The 15,828-nt window shown below is 65.3% G+C and carries 12 protein-coding genes; 9 read left to right on the top strand and 3 right to left on the bottom strand.

The window, feature by feature from the left end:
• Positions 1–127: 127 nt before the first annotated feature.
• The 3 genes from tssK to tagH are packed head-to-tail and all read right to left on the bottom strand — an operon-like array spanning position 128 to position 3,413.
• A complete protein-coding gene (gene tssK / locus HU720_RS07850) occupies positions 128–1,462 on the bottom strand; it encodes a type VI secretion system baseplate subunit TssK (RefSeq protein ID WP_186518847.1) in 1,335 nt (444 codons plus the stop codon).
• Positions 1,463–1,477: 15 nt separating this feature from the next.
• On the bottom strand, positions 1,478–1,969 hold the full coding sequence (gene tssJ / locus HU720_RS07845) for a type VI secretion system lipoprotein TssJ (protein WP_186518845.1): 492 nt from the start codon (positions 1,967–1,969) through the stop codon (positions 1,478–1,480).
• 37 nt (positions 1,970–2,006) lie between these two features.
• Complete coding sequence (gene tagH, locus HU720_RS07840; RefSeq protein WP_186518843.1) at positions 2,007–3,413, bottom strand: type VI secretion system-associated FHA domain protein TagH; 1,407 nt, start codon at positions 3,411–3,413, stop codon at positions 2,007–2,009.
• A 396-nt stretch (positions 3,414–3,809) separates the two neighbouring features.
• On the opposite strand from tagH, the gene tssA reads away from it, so the two are divergent.
• The 9 genes from tssA to HU720_RS07795 all read left to right on the top strand — a co-directional run bounded on the left by tssA (position 3,810) and on the right by HU720_RS07795 (position 15,684).
• On the top strand, positions 3,810–4,847 hold the full coding sequence (tssA, locus tag HU720_RS07835; protein WP_186518841.1) for a type VI secretion system protein TssA: 1,038 nt from the start codon (positions 3,810–3,812) through the stop codon (positions 4,845–4,847).
• Between the two features lie 70 nt (positions 4,848–4,917).
• The gene (gene tssB, locus HU720_RS07830; RefSeq protein ID WP_186518838.1) at positions 4,918–5,433 is read left to right on the top strand and encodes a type VI secretion system contractile sheath small subunit; all 516 of its coding nucleotides are present in this window, start codon (positions 4,918–4,920) and stop codon (positions 5,431–5,433) included.
• Between the two features lie 11 nt (positions 5,434–5,444).
• Positions 5,445–6,938: a type VI secretion system contractile sheath large subunit gene (gene tssC, locus HU720_RS07825; RefSeq protein ID WP_186518836.1), complete on the top strand. Its 1,494-nt coding sequence runs from the start codon at positions 5,445–5,447 to the stop codon at positions 6,936–6,938.
• Positions 6,939–7,071: 133 nt separating this feature from the next.
• A complete protein-coding gene (locus HU720_RS07820) occupies positions 7,072–7,560 on the top strand; it encodes a type VI secretion system tube protein Hcp (RefSeq protein ID WP_186518834.1) in 489 nt (162 codons plus the stop codon).
• Between the two features lie 128 nt (positions 7,561–7,688).
• A complete protein-coding gene (tssE, locus tag HU720_RS07815; protein ID WP_186518832.1) occupies positions 7,689–8,204 on the top strand; it encodes a type VI secretion system baseplate subunit TssE in 516 nt (171 codons plus the stop codon).
• Complete coding sequence (gene tssF / locus HU720_RS07810) at positions 8,201–10,063, top strand: type VI secretion system baseplate subunit TssF (RefSeq protein ID WP_186518830.1); 1,863 nt, start codon at positions 8,201–8,203, stop codon at positions 10,061–10,063. Before tssE ends, tssF begins: the two co-directional genes overlap by 4 nt.
• Positions 10,027–11,076 (top strand): type VI secretion system baseplate subunit TssG, encoded by a 1,050-nt coding sequence (gene tssG / locus HU720_RS07805; protein WP_186518939.1) that lies wholly within the window; start codon positions 10,027–10,029, stop codon positions 11,074–11,076. Before tssF ends, tssG begins: the two co-directional genes overlap by 37 nt.
• Positions 11,069–13,744: a type VI secretion system ATPase TssH gene (gene tssH, locus HU720_RS07800; protein ID WP_186518828.1), complete on the top strand. Its 2,676-nt coding sequence runs from the start codon at positions 11,069–11,071 to the stop codon at positions 13,742–13,744. Before tssG ends, tssH begins: the two co-directional genes overlap by 8 nt.
• An 11-nt stretch (positions 13,745–13,755) precedes the next feature.
• On the top strand, positions 13,756–15,684 hold the full coding sequence (locus HU720_RS07795) for a type VI secretion system tip protein VgrG (protein ID WP_186518826.1): 1,929 nt from the start codon (positions 13,756–13,758) through the stop codon (positions 15,682–15,684).
• Positions 15,685–15,828: the final 144 nt, after the last annotated feature.

Below are 15,828 nucleotides of genomic sequence, written 5' to 3'. Positions count from 1 at the left end.
CCGGTCCGTGGATTGGGGGTATGAACGTCGGCAGGATCGCGGGGCAAGCCCGCTCCCACGCCCCGGTTTTCTGCGCGGCGGTGCAGCGCAAAGGGCTGGGCGACCTGCCGCCTGATCGGGTTGAGCATCATCCGCGGATCGCCCAGAAAGCCAGGTTCAAGCCAGGGAACTCGCCCGCCACATAGAACGCAAAGCCGCCCGAGTGCTGCAGTTGCTTCCAGTGCTCGCTGCCACGGTCCAGCTCGAAATAGGTCGAGCCTGCATGGAACGGGATCTGCCGTGGCGCCACCGGCAGCGGCAGCAGGCCAATGCCCGGCAGTTGCAGGTTGACCAGGTCGCGAATGTGTTCCACCGAGCCAATCTTGCTCTGCTGGCCAAAACGGCCGCGCAGGGTTTCGCTGGGCACATCGGCGCGCACCACCAGAATAAAGCTGGCGCTGTCGAGCAGGCTGCGGTCGGCGAGCATGCCGACATGAATGCCGTAGGCCTTCTCGACCAGCGGGATGGCCACTGCCTTGCTGTCGATCAGCATCGACAGCGCCTCGCGCAGCGCCGCCATCACCGGGGTGAAGGTGGCTGCCAGGTCATCGTGCTGGTACACCGGGTACGTGTCTGGGCGGCGGCCATCGCGGGTGAAGGTGGCGAACTCGCCAGCCAGGGCCACCAGTTCGCTGTACAGGCGCTCGGGGTGCAGCGGGGTCAACTGGTTGAGGTGCTCGACCAGTGGCTGGGCACGGTTGACCAGCTGCAGCAGCATGAAGTCGGCGATTTCCGACGCACCGCCATTGGCCGAAGCCACCACGCGCCCGGCCAGGGCCTCACCGCGCTGGTGCAGCAGGCCTAGCAGCTCGCCACGGAAACCCGACAGCTGGGTGTTGGCGGTGATATCCAGCAGTGGCGGGATGTAGCGTTCGTCCAGCACCAGCGCGCGGTCGGCGCGCTTCTCGCGGATGCGCACCACACCCAAGGCGGCGTAGTCGCTCAAGCCATCTTCGGCGCGCAGCAGGCGCAGGGCGCGGCTGCCCAGGGCCAGGGGCACGCGGTTTTCGAACGGGGCGTTGTCGTCGCGCACCTCACTGATGCGGCTGACATAGCGCGCGCCATCGGCCGCCTCGCCTTCATCGACGGTATCGCGGGCGCCGGCACGCTTGAGCGGCAGGCCCAAGTAGATCACGCCGTCGCGCAGGTCGTCTGGTACGTCCAGCGGCGCAGGCGGCAGGTCGTCGCGGGGGATATCGAACGGGGTGCCATCGGGCAGCAGGCCGCGGGCACTGAGGATGGCCAGCTTGCCTTGGGCCAGCAGGCCCTGGTCGATCAGCAGCTCCGAGAAGCCCCAGGCGGCGGCACTGAGCGGGCGGCTGCGGGCGTCGACGAAGTTTTCCAGATAGCGGTCGTGTTGCTGGAAGTGCTGGGTCGTGATGAACATGCCTTCCGACCAGACCACGCGATTGTTCCAGGACATGGGTACTCCGATTGCCTAGCGGGCAGGCTCAGGTTGTGGGGTGGCCACGGCGCTGCGCACGGCACGCACATCGAGGCTGATCTGATAGTCACGCGGCGGTACTGGCAGCACGCTGCGCCATTGCGCCTGGTCGACTTCGCGGTAACCCACCACCAGGCCGATATGGCGGGTGGCGGGGTCCAGCGGGCGCTCCAGGCGTAGCTGCTCGCCGGGGTGCAGCAGCACCTCGTCCTGGTCGATCAGGTCGGCAGCCAAGGTGGCCTGGGCGCGGTCGGCCAGGGAGAAATAGTCGGCACGGGCAAAGGCGGCGGTGTTCTTCAGCTCGAAGATGCGCACACGCACCGGCGCAGGGGTGCCCGTTGCACCGGGATTGAGCCCTTCGGCGGCACTGAAATACAGGGTAACGGCGGGTGCTGCGGCAACCGCCGCGGGCTCAACCGGCGCATCCTTGCTGCAGGCACTGAGCAGCGCCATGGCCAGGGCTGCGATCAGTCGTGTTGCGTTCATCCTCGTCCTCATGACGTGTGGTGTCTTCCTGTGCGCCTCAGGGGCGTTGCATACGGTTGTTCTGGGCCTGGTAGGCGCGGCTGAATTCACGGCCGAACAGGTCCTGGAAGTCGTCTTCGGCTTCCTGGGATATCTGGCTGTAAAGGGCGGTGAACTGCTGCCAGCAGTGGGCCTGGCGCGAGCCGCCGAACAGCTTGGCAAGGCCGGCTGCCGGTGCCAGGCGCTCCTCGAGGCGGGCAGGTTCGAAGCGGTTCAACAGGTGCTTGATGGCCGCTTCAACGCCGGCCATTACCGCCAGCTGGTGAGCGCGCAGGTCATCGAAGCTGTCGCTTACCGCCTGGTCAGGCGGCATGAACGCCTGGTTGCCGTGGCGCAGCAACAGCAACAGCGCTTCGTCGGCATTGGGAGCGAACTTGAGCGGGTTGTTCTGCACCGGGGCGATGGTGGTCTGCTGCATACGGAACTCGCCTTTTAGGCTGCTGCGCGCACGCAGTACATCTATAAGGCCTTCGACCATCAGCCGGTAGCTGCGCCCGATGGACTCCATCTGCGCGGCAGCATCAACCGCGTCGATGCGCAGGTGCTCGATACCGGCGCCGCGCAGGAAGGCCTGCAACAGGGCATCGCTGTTGGCTGCCGGGGCCGGCGCCGGGGCGGCTACGGGCTGCACGGGAGCAGGAGCAGGCGCGGGCATGGGCTCTACGCTGCGCAGCGGCTCGGGCGCAGGCGCAGGCTCTGGAATGAATGGCGCAGGAGCGGGTGCCGCGAATACCGGGGCCGGGGCCGGCGCTGGGGCATCGTCGAACGGGTTCCAGTCCGCCGGGATCACCCCTGGGGCAGCGGGTGCCGGTGCGGGCGCAGGCGGAGGCGCAACCGGCGCCGGCGGGCGGAAGTCGTGCTGCTGGGCCGGCACGTGGTCAGGCTGGCTGACCGGGGCCACGCTCGCAGGGCCAAGAAAATCGAACAGGTCCGGCAAGGTGTCGTGGCTCGACGCCCCTTGCAAAAACGCAGCCGGCGCGCCCGAAATCGGCGCCTCGGTCATGGCCGGTGACGACACCTGGTTAGCCATCAGCGCTTCAAAGCTGTTGGCGCCCGGCTGCCCGTCCACGGCAATCGCCAGGCTCGCGTCGATGCGCGCCTGAATTTCATATTCACCAATACGGATAACTTCGCCGTTCATCAGTGGCTCACTGTTGCCACGGCGCAGACGAATACCGGCATTGACCAATTCCACACCGTTAGTACTGGTATCGGTCAGGTAGTAACGGCCGTCCTTGAACTGGATCACGCAATGCTGGGATGAAACCAGGCGTTCAGGGTCGGGAAGTACCCAATCATTGTCCGCAGAGCGGCCAACAGTGATGGCACCGTTCTCCAGCAACTTTTCCGGGCATTGCCCGGGCGTGATCTTGTGGTAGCTGGTGATTGTTAGGCAAAGCGCCATCATGCCTCCATGCATATGTGTGAAACGCTGCGCCCACCCGTATGGATGGGTTGACAGAGCGTGCCTACAAACCTCGAACCGGCCTGGGAACGTTAGGCCGCGGGCCTTGTCTCAGGATTTGCCGGGCCAGATGGAACCCGAAAGATGAGGCACTTTGATGGCACCCGACACATGGACAATGGCCGTGCCAACTGGTTCACAGCCGCCATTCGCGGCGCATAGCTTACCTTGACACTTGTTTACAAATAAACCATAAATGCGCAACTTCGGAGTACCAAAATGATATCACCGTGATATCACCCAGGTGCTCTTTGAAAAGTTTGTGCACTTGCTCACAAAAGTTGCCTCGCATGAACGCCAGCCCGCGCCACGGGCCGATATGGAGATCGAATTCAGGTGAACTCGCCGCAGTTGCTCGCCGCTGTTTCCGCAGACTTCCCCTGTGGCGACGACCTCGAATATGACGCCGACTTTCTGCAACTGGAGCGTGACGCCCAGGGCCGCCCCGAGCGTGTAATGGGCGATGCCGTGCAGCCGGCCGAGCCGCCCCAGTGGCGCGCCATCGAGCAAGCCTGTACCGACCTGTTGCAGCGCAGCAAAGACCTGCGCATCACCCACTTTCTGGTGCAGTCCAACCTGGCCCTGCATGGCCTGCCGGGCCTGGCCGCCAGCCTTGAGCTGATCCGCGACCTGCTCGCCGAATACTGGCTGTACCTGCACCCGCAGCTGGACGCCGCCGACGACAATGACCCCACTGTGCGCGTCAATGCCCTGGCCGGCCTCACCTGCGACACCAACATCGGCCTGCTGCGCGACGCGGTGCTTGTGCGCTCGCGCACCTTCGGCCCGATTACCCTGCGCGCCGCCCTGCATGCCGGTGGCGTACAGCACTTTGCCAGCGAACACCTGAGCCCCGAAGAACTCGCCGCCGCCCTGCGCGACGCCGACCCCGAGCAGTTGCTGGAGTGCCAGCAGGCGCTGCAAATGGCGCGCGATGCGCTCGACAGCATCGAAAGCCGGGTCAACGACCAGGTTGGCTCTGCCAGCGGCGTCGACCTGTCGGCCCTGCGCCAGCCGCTGCGCCAGGTGCAGCAGGTGCTCAACGAATACGGCCCCGAGGGCGCAGCGCCAGTTACCGCCGCCGCGGACGACGCCCCGGCCAGCAACGACGATTACTCGCCATCGCAGGCCCAGGCCGCAGCGCCTCGCCCTGCTGCCCGCCCGGGCGAGGTCAACAGCCGCGAAGACGTCCAGCAATGCCTTGAACGCCTGTTGCAGTACTACGCCCGCCACGAGCCTTCGAGCCCGTTGCCGGTGTTGCTGCGCCGGGCCAAGAACCTGGTCAATGCCGATTTTGCGACCATCGTGCGCGACCTGATCCCCGATGGCATGTCGCAATTCGAGAACCTGCGCGGGCCTGAAGGCGACTACTGACGCCTCGCCCGCTTAAACAACGACGCCCGCAACGAACAGAGCCGCCGCATCGGCGAGCAGGAGGAACAACGTGGCGAAAGACAGCTCCCAGAAATTCATCGCGCGCAACCGTGCGCCGCGGGTCCAGATCGAATACGACGTAGAACTCTACGGCGCCGAGAAAAAGGTCCAGCTGCCCTTCGTCATGGGCGTGCTTTCCGACCTCGCCGGCAAGCCTGCCGAGCCGCTGCCAGCCGTTGCCGACCGCAAGTTCCTTGAGGTGGATGTCGACAACTTCGACTCGCGCCTCAAGGCCATGAAGCCGCGTGTGGCCTTCAACGTGCCCAACGAGCTGACCGGTGAAGGCAACCTGAGCCTGGACATCACCTTCGAGAGCATGGACGACTTCAGCCCAGCGGCCGTAGCGCGCAAGGTCGATGCCCTGAACCAACTGCTCGAAGCCCGCACCCAGCTGGCCAACCTGCTGACCTACATGGACGGCAAGACTGGCGCCGAGGACATCATCCTCAAGGCAATCAAGGACCCGGCCCTGCTGCAGGCCCTGGCCAGCGCACCGAAACCCGCCGATTCCGAGCCGAGCGCCTGAGGAGCCAGCCCATGACCGACACATTGCGCGACACCCAGGCCCAGCAGACGGCCACCCAGGACCCAAGCGAGTTCGCAAGCCTGCTGCTGCAGGAGTTCAAGCCCAAGACCGAGCGCGCCAAGGAAGCCGTCGAGAGCGCGGTGCGCACCCTGGCGGAACAGGCCCTGGCGCAGACCAACCTGGTGTCCAACGACGCCATCGGCTCGATCGAGCAGATCATCGCGGCCATCGACCAGAAGCTCACCGCGCAGGTCAACCAGATCATCCACCACAACGATTTCCAGCAGTTGGAAAGCGCGTGGCGTGGCCTGCACTACCTGGTCAACAACACCGAGAGCGACGAGCAGCTGAAGATTCGCGTGCTCAACATCTCGAAGAACGACCTGCACAAGACCCTGAAGAAATTCAAAGGCACCGCGTGGGACCAGAGCCCGGTGTTCAAGAAGCTCTACGAGGAAGAGTACGGCCAGTTCGGCGGCGAGCCTTACGGCTGCCTGGTGGGCGACTACTACTTCGACCAGTCGCCACCGGATGTCGAGCTGCTGGGCGAAATGTCCAAGGTCTGCGCCTCGATGCACGCCCCGTTCATCTCGGCAGCCTCGCCAACGGTGATGGGCATGGGCTCGTGGCAGGAGCTGTCCAACCCGCGCGACCTGACCAAGATCTTCACCACCCCGGAATACGCCGGCTGGCGCTCGCTGCGTGAATCGGAAGACTCGCGCTACATCGGCCTGACCATGCCGCGCTTCCTGGCGCGCCTGCCATACGGTGCCAAGACCGACCCGGTCGAGGCCTTCGCCTTCGAAGAAGACACCGACGGCGCCGACAGCAGCAAGTACACCTGGGCCAACGCCGCCTACGCGATGGCGGTGAACATCAACCGTTCGTTCAAACACTACGGCTGGTGCTCGCGCATCCGTGGCGTCGAGTCGGGCGGTGAAGTGGAAGGCCTGCCGGCGCACACCTTCCCCACCGACGACGGTGGCGTGGATATGAAGTGCCCGACCGAAATCGCCATTTCCGACCGCCGCGAGGCGGAGCTGGCGAAAAACGGCTTCATGCCCCTGCTGCATAAAAAGAACACCGACTTTGCTGCCTTCATTGGCGCCCAGTCGCTGCAAAAGCCGGCCGAATACGACGACCCGGACGCCACCGCAAACGCCAACCTGGCTGCGCGCCTGCCGTACCTGTTCGCCACCTGCCGCTTTGCGCATTACCTGAAGTGCATCGTTCGCGACAAGATCGGCTCGTTCAAGGAAAAGGACGAGATGCAGCGCTGGCTGCAGGACTGGATCCTCAACTACGTCGACGGCGATCCGGCGCACTCCACCGAGACCACCAAGGCCCAGCATCCGCTCGCGGCTGCCGAGGTGGTGGTCGAGGAAGTCGAAGGCAACCCGGGTTATTACAACTCGCGCTTCTACCTGCGCCCGCACTACCAGCTCGAAGGGCTGACCGTGTCGCTGCGCCTGGTATCGAAGCTGCCTTCGGCCAAAGGGGCCTGATAGCCCCCTGATCGTTTTGCCGCCCTTTGCGGCACCAAGGCGCTCTATGTAGGAGCGGCCTTGTGTCGCGAAAGGGCTGCAAAGCAGCCCCCAAACACCAGATTGTTAATCGACGCGAAACTCCGAGGACATCATGGCTGTAGATATTTTCATCAAGATCGGCGACATCAAGGGCGAGTCCCATGACAAAGGCCACAAGGACGAAATCGACGTGCTGAACTGGAGCTGGGGCATGTCCCAGTCCGGCAACATGCACATGGGCAGCGGCGGCGGTTCGGGCAAGGTCAACATCCAGGACCTGTCGATCACCAAGTACGTCGACAAATCCAGCCCTAACCTGATGGCGCACTGCTCCAGCGGCAAGCACATCGACAAGGTCAAGCTGACCGTGCGAAAAGCCGGCGGCGAGAGCCAAGTCGAGTACTTCATCATCAACCTCGAAGAAGTCATCATCAGCTCGCTGAGCACCGGTGGCTCGGGCAGCGATGACCGCCTGACCGAAAACGTCAGCCTGAACTTCGCCAAGGTCACCGTTGACTACCAGCCGCAGAAAGCCGACGGCTCCAAAGAAGGCGGCCCGATCAAGTACGGCTGGAACATCCGCTCCAACGTCAAGATCTGACAGCCCTTCGTGGGAGCGGGCTTGCCCCGCGATGCGCCGGCCCGGCAGACCGTACTGTCCGTGCCGTCGCCATCGCGGGGCAAGCCCGCTCCCACGGTATCAACGCTCACTGAGAGAGTGTCTTTGAAGTGGTAGCCGAACTCGCCACCCGCGACCGCCTGCAACCCTCGCTGCTCGATCGTCTCACCGACGATGAACCGGGCAACCCGCAGGAAGCCCCCGACAAGCGCGTGCTCAGCCTGCAGCAACTCAAGGCCTCGGTGCTGCGTGACCTGGCCTGGCTGCTCAACACCACCTCCCTGCTCGACAGCGCCGCCACCCTGAACACCCCAGCCGGTGCCTCGGTGATCAACTACGGCCTGCCTGCGTTGGCCGGCAACAGTGCCTCGAACATCGACCTGACCGCCTTGGAGCGCATCATCCATCAGGCCATCGCTACCTACGAACCCCGCATCCTTGCCCACACCCTCAAGGTACGGGCGCAGGCTGCACCCGGCGAGATGAACGCCAACGCCCTGAGCTTCGAAATCGAAGGCGACCTGTGGGCGCAGCCAGCGGCGCTGCCGTTGCTGCTGCAGACCGACGTCGACCTCGAATCGGGCCATGTGCGCGTAGCGCCCGCCGACCGCAGGAGGCGCACATGAACCCGCGCCTGCTCGAACTGTACAACCAGGAACTGCAGCACATCCGCGAAGGCGCTGCCGAGTTCGCCAAGGAATACCCGAAGATTGCCGGGCGCCTGACGCTGTCGGGCATCGAATGCGCCGACCCGTACGTCGAGCGCCTGCTTGAAGGTTTCGCCTACCTGACCGCGCGCGTTCAGCTGAAACTCGACGCCGAGTACCCGACCTTCACCCACAATTTGCTCGAAATCGCCTACCCGCACTACCTGGCGCCGACCCCGTCGATGACCGTGGTGCAGCTGCAGACCGACCCCGACGAAGGCTCGTTGGCGGCAGGTTTCCCGCTGCCGCGCGGCAGCGTGCTGCGAGCCAACCTGGGCCGCAACTCGCAAACCCCGTGCGAGTTTCGCAGCACCCAGGACGTCACCTTGTGGCCACTGCAAGTGGCCCGCGCCGAGTATTTCGGCAACCCCGGCGCGGTGCTTGGGCGCCTGGCCACCAGCGAACCCAAGGCCCGTGCCGGCCTGCGCCTGACCCTGCGCAGCGGGGCGGAAATCCCGTTTTCCAGCCTGCCGTTGACGCACCTGCCGCTGTACCTCAACGGCGCCGACGAAACCCCGTATCGCCTCTACGAGCAACTGCTCGGCAGCGCCTGCGCGGTGTTCGTGCGCCAGCCAGGTGCCGACTGGGTCGAGCGCATCCCGGTCGAGCAAGCCCTGCTGCCGTGCGGCTTCGATGACGCCGAAGCGGCGTTGCCGGTGGTGCCCCAGGCGTTCCAGGGTTACCGGCTGTTGCAGGAATACTTCGCCCTGCCGCAGCGTTTTCTGTTCATTGATGTGGCCGGGCTGCAACGGGCGGTGCAACGCTGCGACGGCCAGGAGCTGGAAATCCTGGTGCTGTTCGAGCGCTTCGACCAGAGCCTTGAAAGCAGCGTGAGTGCGGCGCAGTTCGTGCCGTTCTGCACCCCGGCGATCAACCTGTTCCCGCGCCGGGTCGACCGCCTGCACCTGACCGACCGGGTCAACGAGCACCATGTGATCGCCGACCGCACCCGGCCCACCGATTTCGAGATTCACTCGCTGCAACAGGTGACCGGCCACGGCACCGGCCCCGACCAGCCGTTCCTGCCCTTCTATGCCGTGCGCGACCCGTCGCGCTATGGACGCGACCAGGCCTACTACATCGTGCGCCGCGAGCCGCGCGTGCTGTCCAGCGAGCAACGACGCAACGGCACGCGCTCCAGCTACATGGGCAGCGAGACCTTCGTCAGCCTGGTCGATGGCCAACAGGCGCCGTACCGCCACGACCTGCGCCAGCTGGGCATCAGCGCGCTGTGCAGCAACCGCGACCTGCCGCTGTTCATGAACGTTGGCGACGGGCGCAGCGATTTCAGCCTGGCCGACAGTGCCCCCGTGGCCGCCGTGCGCTGCCTGGCCGGGCCAAGCCGGCCAAAGGCCAGCCACGCCCACGACAACCGCGCCTGGCGCCTGATCAGCCAGCTGTCGCTGAACTACCTGTCGCTGGCCGAGCAAGGCCAGGGCGCTGCCGCCCTGCGCGAACTGCTGCGCCTGTATGGCGACCATCACGATAGCGCCCTGCAATTGCAGATCGACGGCCTGCGCGAGGTCAGCAGCAAGCCGTGCACGCGGCGCTTGCCGATGCCGGGGCCGATCGTCTTTGGCCGTGGCCTGGAAATCACCCTGACCTTCGATGAAAACGCCTTCCGCGGCACCGGGGTGTTTCTGCTCGGGGCGGTGTTCGAGCGTTTCCTGACCCGCTACGTGTCGATCAACAGCTTTACCGAAACCGTGCTGCGCACCAGCGAACGAGGCGAGATCATGCGCTGGAAAGCCAAGCCCGGGCGCAGGCCTACCCTGTGAATACGCTCCAGGCCATGCAGGCCGAGCCCTGGGAGTACGACTTCTTCCAGGCACTGCGCCGCCTTGAGGCAGAAAACCCGGAGCTGCCGCGCTTCGGCCATTCGTTGCGCCTGGCAGATGAGCCGGTGCGCCTGGGCCAGCGCCTGGATTGCAGCTTCGCCCCAGCCACACTGGCCTCGGTCAGCGCAGGCGAAGCCGGCCCGCCGCGCCTGGAGCAGTTCTTCTTCGGCCTGGGCGGCCCCAACGGCCCGCTGCCGCTGCACCTGACCGAGTACATGCGCGAGCGCCAGCGCAACCACGCCGACCCCACCAGCAAGCGTTTTCTGGATATCTTCCACCACCGCCTGCTGAGCCTGTTCTACCGCGCCTGGGCCGAAGCCCGGCCCACCGTCAGCCATGACCGCCCAGGCGATGACTACTGGGCTGCGCGCCTGGCAGCGCTGAGCGGCCGTGGCCAGCCGGAGCTGCAAGGCCAAGGCCCGCTGGCTGACACTGCCAAGCTGCACTGGTCGGGGCACCTCGGCGCACAGACCCGCTACCCGGACGGTTTGTGCAGCATCCTGGGCGAATACTTCGGCGTGCCGGTCAAGCTTGAAGAGTACGTCGGCCAATGGCTGGAGCTGCCCGAACGCAGCCAGCTCGGCGTGCGCGCCAACCGCCTGGGCATGGACCTGTGCCTGGGCCGCTACGTCTGGGACCGCCAGCACAAGTTCCGCCTGTGCCTTGGCCCGCTGACCCTGGACCAGTATCACGCGCTGTTGCCCGGCGGGCAGGCGTTCGTCGAGCTGGCAGCGTGGGTGTCCGAGTACCTGGGCCAGGAACTGGACTGGGACCTCAATCTGATTCTTGCGCAGGCACACGTGCCTGCGTTGCAACTCAACGCAGGCCAGCGCCTCGGGTTCGATACCTGGGTCGGCCGCCCCTCGCACGATGCACGCGACCTGAAGCTTGCCCGGTACTACGCCGAGCAGCCGGTCGCCGCCCCCCACACAAGGAGCCAGGATCATGGGTGAAATCAGCCGCGCCGCGCTGTTCGGCAAGCTCAACAGCGTCGCCTACAAGGCCATCGAGGCCGCGACCGTCTTCTGCAAACTGCGCGGCAACCCGTATGTGGAGCTGGCGCACTGGCTGCACCAGTTGCTGCAACTGCAAGACAGCGACCTGCACCGCATCATCCGCCAGTTCAACGTCGAGCCGGCGCGCCTGGCCCGTGACCTGACCGATGCCCTGGACCGCCTGCCGCGTGGCTCGACCTCGATCACCGACCTGTCTTCGCAGGTTGAAGAAGCGGTCGAGCGTGGCTGGGTGTACGGCAGCCTGCTGTTCGGCGAAAGCCAGGTGCGCACCGGCTACCTGGTGGTGGGCATCCTCAAGACGCCGAGCCTGCGCAACGCGCTGCTGGGCCTGTCGAGCGAGTTCGCCAAGCTGAAGATCGACAGCCTCACCGAGCGTTTCGACGAATACGTCGGCGATTCGCCCGAAAACGGCCTGGCCGCAAGCGACGGCTTCAGCGCCGGTGCACCCGGCGAAGCCAGCGGCGCCGTGGCCCCTGCGGCCATGGGCAAGCAGGAAGCGCTCAAGCGCTTCACCGTGGACCTGACCGAACAGGCCCGTAGCGGCAAGCTCGACCCTATCGTCGGCCGCGATGAAGAGATCCGCCAACTGGTCGACATCCTCATGCGCCGCCGGCAGAACAACCCGATTCTTACCGGTGAGGCCGGCGTCGGCAAAACCGCCGTGGTGGAAGGTTTTGCCCTGCGCATCGTGGCCGGCGACGTGCCGCCAGCGCTCAAGGACGTCGAGCTGCGCAGCCTGGACGTCGGCCTGTTGCAAGCCGGTGCCAGCATGAAAGGCGAGTTCGAACAGCGCCTGCGCCAGGTCATCGAAGACGTCCAGGCCTCGCCCAAACCCATCATCCTGTTCATCGACGAAGCCCACACCTTGGTAGGTGCAGGTGGCGCAGCCGGTACCGGTGATGCCGCCAACCTGCTCAAGCCGGCACTGGCGCGCGGCAGCCTGCGCACCGTGGCCGCCACCACCTGGGCCGAGTACAAGAAGCACATCGAGAAAGACCCGGCCTTGACCCGCCGCTTCCAGGTGGTGCAAGTGGACGAGCCGAGCGAGCCCAAGGCCCTGCTGATGATGCGCGGCGTGGCCTCGACCATGGAAAAACACCACCAGGTGCAGATCCTCGACGAAGCCCTGGAAGCCTCGGTGAAACTGTCGCACCGGTACATTCCGGCGCGCCAGTTGCCCGACAAGTCGGTCAGCCTGCTCGACACCGCCTGCGCCCGCGTGGCCATCAGCCTGCACGCGGTGCCGGCCGAGGTCGACGACAGCCGCCGGCGCATCGAAGCGCTTGAGGTGGAGCTTGCGATCATCGCCCGCGAAGCGGCCATTGGCGTTGCCACCGAACAGCGCCAGCGCCTGGCCGAAACCCTGCTGATTGAAGAACGTGAGCGCCTGGCGGGGCTTGAAAGCCGCTGGGCCGAGGAAAAAACGCTGGTCGACGAACTGCTGGCCACCCGTGCGCAACTGCGCGAGCAGGTGGGTGTGGTCGACCAGGAAGTCGAGGTGCAAGGCAGCCATGAGCTGCGCGAAAAACTCATCGACCTGCAACAGCGCCTGACCGCGCTGCAAGGCGAAAGCCCGTTGATTCTGCCGACCGTGGACTACCAGGCGGTGGCCTCGGTGGTCGCCGACTGGACCGGCATCCCGGTCGGGCGCATGGCGCGCAACGAAATCGAAACGGTGCTCAACCTCGACAGCCACCTGGCCAAGCGCATCATTGGCCAGGACCACGCGCTGAAAATGATCGCCAAGCGCATCCAGACCTCCCGCGCAGGCCTGGACAACCCGAACAAGCCGGTCGGCGTGTTCATGCTCGCCGGCACCTCCGGCGTGGGCAAGACCGAGACCGCGCTGGCCCTGGCCGAGGCCATGTACGGTGGTGAGCAGAACCTGATCACCATCAACATGAGCGAGTTCCAGGAAGCCCACACCGTCTCGACCCTCAAGGGCGCCCCACCTGGCTATGTCGGTTACGGCGAGGGCGGCGTGCTGACCGAGGCCGTGCGCCGCCGGCCATACAGCGTGGTGCTGCTGGATGAGGTGGAAAAAGCCCACCCCGACGTGCACGAAATCTTCTTCCAGGTGTTCGACAAGGGCGTCATGGAAGACGGCGAAGGCCGCCAGATCGATTTCCGCAACACGCTGATCCTGCTGACCACCAATGCCGGCACCGAGCTGATCGCCCGCACCTGCAACAACCCGCAGGCACTGCCCGACCCTGAGGCGGTGGCCACTTCGCTGCGCCAGCCGCTGCTGGAGATTTTCCCGCCGGCACTGCTCGGGCGCCTGGTGACCATCCCTTACTACCCGCTCAGCGACGCCATGCTCAAGGCCATCACTCGCCTGCAGCTGGAGCGTATCCGCAAGCGCGTCGAGGGCACGCACAAGGTCGGCTTTGCCTACGATGACGGCGTGGTAGACCTGATAGTCTCGCGCTGCACCGAAACCGAAAGCGGTGGCCGCATGATCGACACCATCCTGACCAACGGCCTGCTGCCGGACATGAGCCGCGAGTTCCTGACCCGCCTGCTCGAAGGCAAGCCACTGGCGAGCGTGAGTATCAGCCGCCGCGACAATGACCTGCACTATGACTTCGGCGCTGCCGACTGACGAGACCGACGATGCTGTTCAAGCAGTTCACGCGCCTTGCGCAGATCAACAGCCCGCTGGGGCCGGACAAACTGATCCTCGCCGAAATGGGCGGCAGCGAAGAGCTCGGCCGCCTGTTCGACTACGAGTTGCAGTTGACCAGCGACGACCCGTCCATCGACCTCAACCAGTTGCTGGGCAAGCCGATGAGCCTCAGCGTGCAGGTAAGCGCCGGCAGTTCGCGGCACTTTCACGGTATCGTCGCGCGCTGCAGCCAGTCGGTCGACCAAGGCCAATTCGCCAGCTACCGGGTGACCCTGCGGCCGTGGCTGTGGCTGCTCAGCCGCACCAGCGACTGCCGCATCTTCCAGCACCTGAGCGTGCCGCAGATCATCAAGCAGGTGTTCCGTGACCTGGGCTTCTCGGACTTCGAAGACGCCCTGAGCCACAGCTACCGCGAGCGCGAATACTGCGTGCAGTACCGCGAAACCAGCTTCGATTTCGTCAGCCGGCTGATGGAGGAAGAAGGCATCTACTACTTCTTCCGCCATGAACAGGAGCGCCACGTGCTGGTGCTGGCCGACGCCTACGGCGCGCACCAGAAGGCGCCGGGCTACGAGACCGTGCCGTATTACCCGCCCGACGGCCAGCACCGCGAACGCGACCATATCAACGACTGGCACCTGGCCCAGGAAGTCCAGCCGGGGTCGCTTGAGCTCAACGACTACGACTTCCAGCGGCCCAGCGCGCGTATCGACGTGCGCTCGGCCATGCCGCGCCCGCACCAGGCCGGCGACTATCCGCTGTACGACTACCCCGGCGCCTACGAGCAGACCCAGGACGGCGAGCATTACGCCCGCACCCGCCTGGAATCGCTGCAAAGCCTGCACGAGCGCGTCGAACTGCGCGGTAACGCGCGGGGCCTGGGCAGTGGCCATCTGTTCAGCCTCGAAGGCTTCAGCCGCCCTGACCAGAACCGCGAATACCTGATCGTCGCGGCGCGCTACTACGTGCACCAGGAGCGCCTTGAAAGCGGCGCGGGCAGCGGCGCGGCGCAGTTCGAGAGCAACCTCAGCTGCATCGACGCGCAGCAAAGCTACCGGCAGGTCAGCAGCACCCTGCGGCCTCTCGTCAAAGGCCCGCAGACCGCGGTGGTGGTAGGCCCGGCTGGCGAGGAAATCTGGACCGACCAATACGGGCGGGTGAAGGTGCACTTCCACTGGGACCGGCACGACCAGTCCAACGAGAACAGCTCGTGCTGGATTCGTGTGTCGCAGGCCACCGCCGGCAAGAACTGGGGTTCGATCCAGGTGCCGCGTATCGGCCAGGAAGTGATCGTGAGCTTCCTTGAAGGCGACCCCGACCGGCCGATCATTACCGGGCGGGTGTACAACGCCGAACAGGCGGTGCCCTACGACCTGCCCGGCAACGCGACGCAAAGCGGCATGAAGAGCCGTTCGAGCAAGGGCGGCACGCCGGCCAACTTCAACGAAATCCGCATGGAAGACAAGAAGGGCGCCGAGCAGTTGTACGTGCATGCCGAGCGCAACATGGACACGGTGGTGGAGCAGAACCAGACGTTGGCGGTGGGTATCAGCCGGGTCAAGACCGTCGGCATGATCGAAATTGCCACCATTGGCCAGGACCGCATCCGCTCAGTGCGCCAGCACGACACCCTGCAGGTGGGCGGCAACAAGCGCGACAGCGTCAGCGCCAGCTATGTGATGGACGCCGGCGACAAGATCCGCCTGGTGTGTGGCGACAGCGTGATCGAGCTGCTGGCCGACGGCAATATCAACATCAGCTGCAAGAACTTCAATATCCATGCGGGCGAGAACGGCGTGATCAACACCGGCGGCAAGCTCGACCTGAACGTCGGCGGCGGGCCCCAGGCCAAGGCTTCCGGGCAAGGCGACAAGGGAGAGATTGCCGGGCGGGTGAAGAAGGTATTCGACAAGTAACCAGGGTTTTGTACAAACCTGCGCCGGCCTCATCGCAGGCTGGCGCCAGCTCCCACAGAGCTCGCCCACCCCATATCGATGCCGTCTACGCGGTCAGTGTAGGAGCGGCCTTGTGTCGCGAAAGGGCTGCGAAGCAGCCCCAGG

It is taken from the genome of Pseudomonas sp. SWRI51, from assembly GCF_014268825.1.
Taxonomy (GTDB): Bacteria; Pseudomonadota; Gammaproteobacteria; order Pseudomonadales; family Pseudomonadaceae; genus Aquipseudomonas; species Aquipseudomonas farsensis.
The sequence above is the reverse complement of the archived record's forward strand: the minus strand, read 5'-3'. Positions and strand labels throughout refer to the sequence as shown.

Bases quoted from the DNA above. Each gene is read 5' to 3' on its own strand.
- tssK (WP_186518847.1), bottom strand. From the start codon at position 1,462: ATGTCCTGGAACAATCGCGTGGTCTGGTCGGAAGGCATGTTCATCACG.
- tssJ (WP_186518845.1), bottom strand. From the start codon at position 1,969: ATGAACGCAACACGACTGATCGCAGCCCTGGCCATGGCGCTGCTCAGT.
- tagH (WP_186518843.1), bottom strand. From the start codon at position 3,413: ATGGCGCTTTGCCTAACAATCACCAGCTACCACAAGATCACGCCCGGG.
- tssC (WP_186518836.1), top strand. From the start codon at position 5,445: ATGACCGACACATTGCGCGACACCCAGGCCCAGCAGACGGCCACCCAG.
- HU720_RS07820 (WP_186518834.1), top strand. From the start codon at position 7,072: ATGGCTGTAGATATTTTCATCAAGATCGGCGACATCAAGGGCGAGTCC.
- tssF (WP_186518830.1), top strand. From the start codon at position 8,201: ATGAACCCGCGCCTGCTCGAACTGTACAACCAGGAACTGCAGCACATC.
- tssH (WP_186518828.1), top strand. From the start codon at position 11,069: ATGGGTGAAATCAGCCGCGCCGCGCTGTTCGGCAAGCTCAACAGCGTC.
- HU720_RS07795 (WP_186518826.1), top strand. From the start codon at position 13,756: ATGCTGTTCAAGCAGTTCACGCGCCTTGCGCAGATCAACAGCCCGCTG.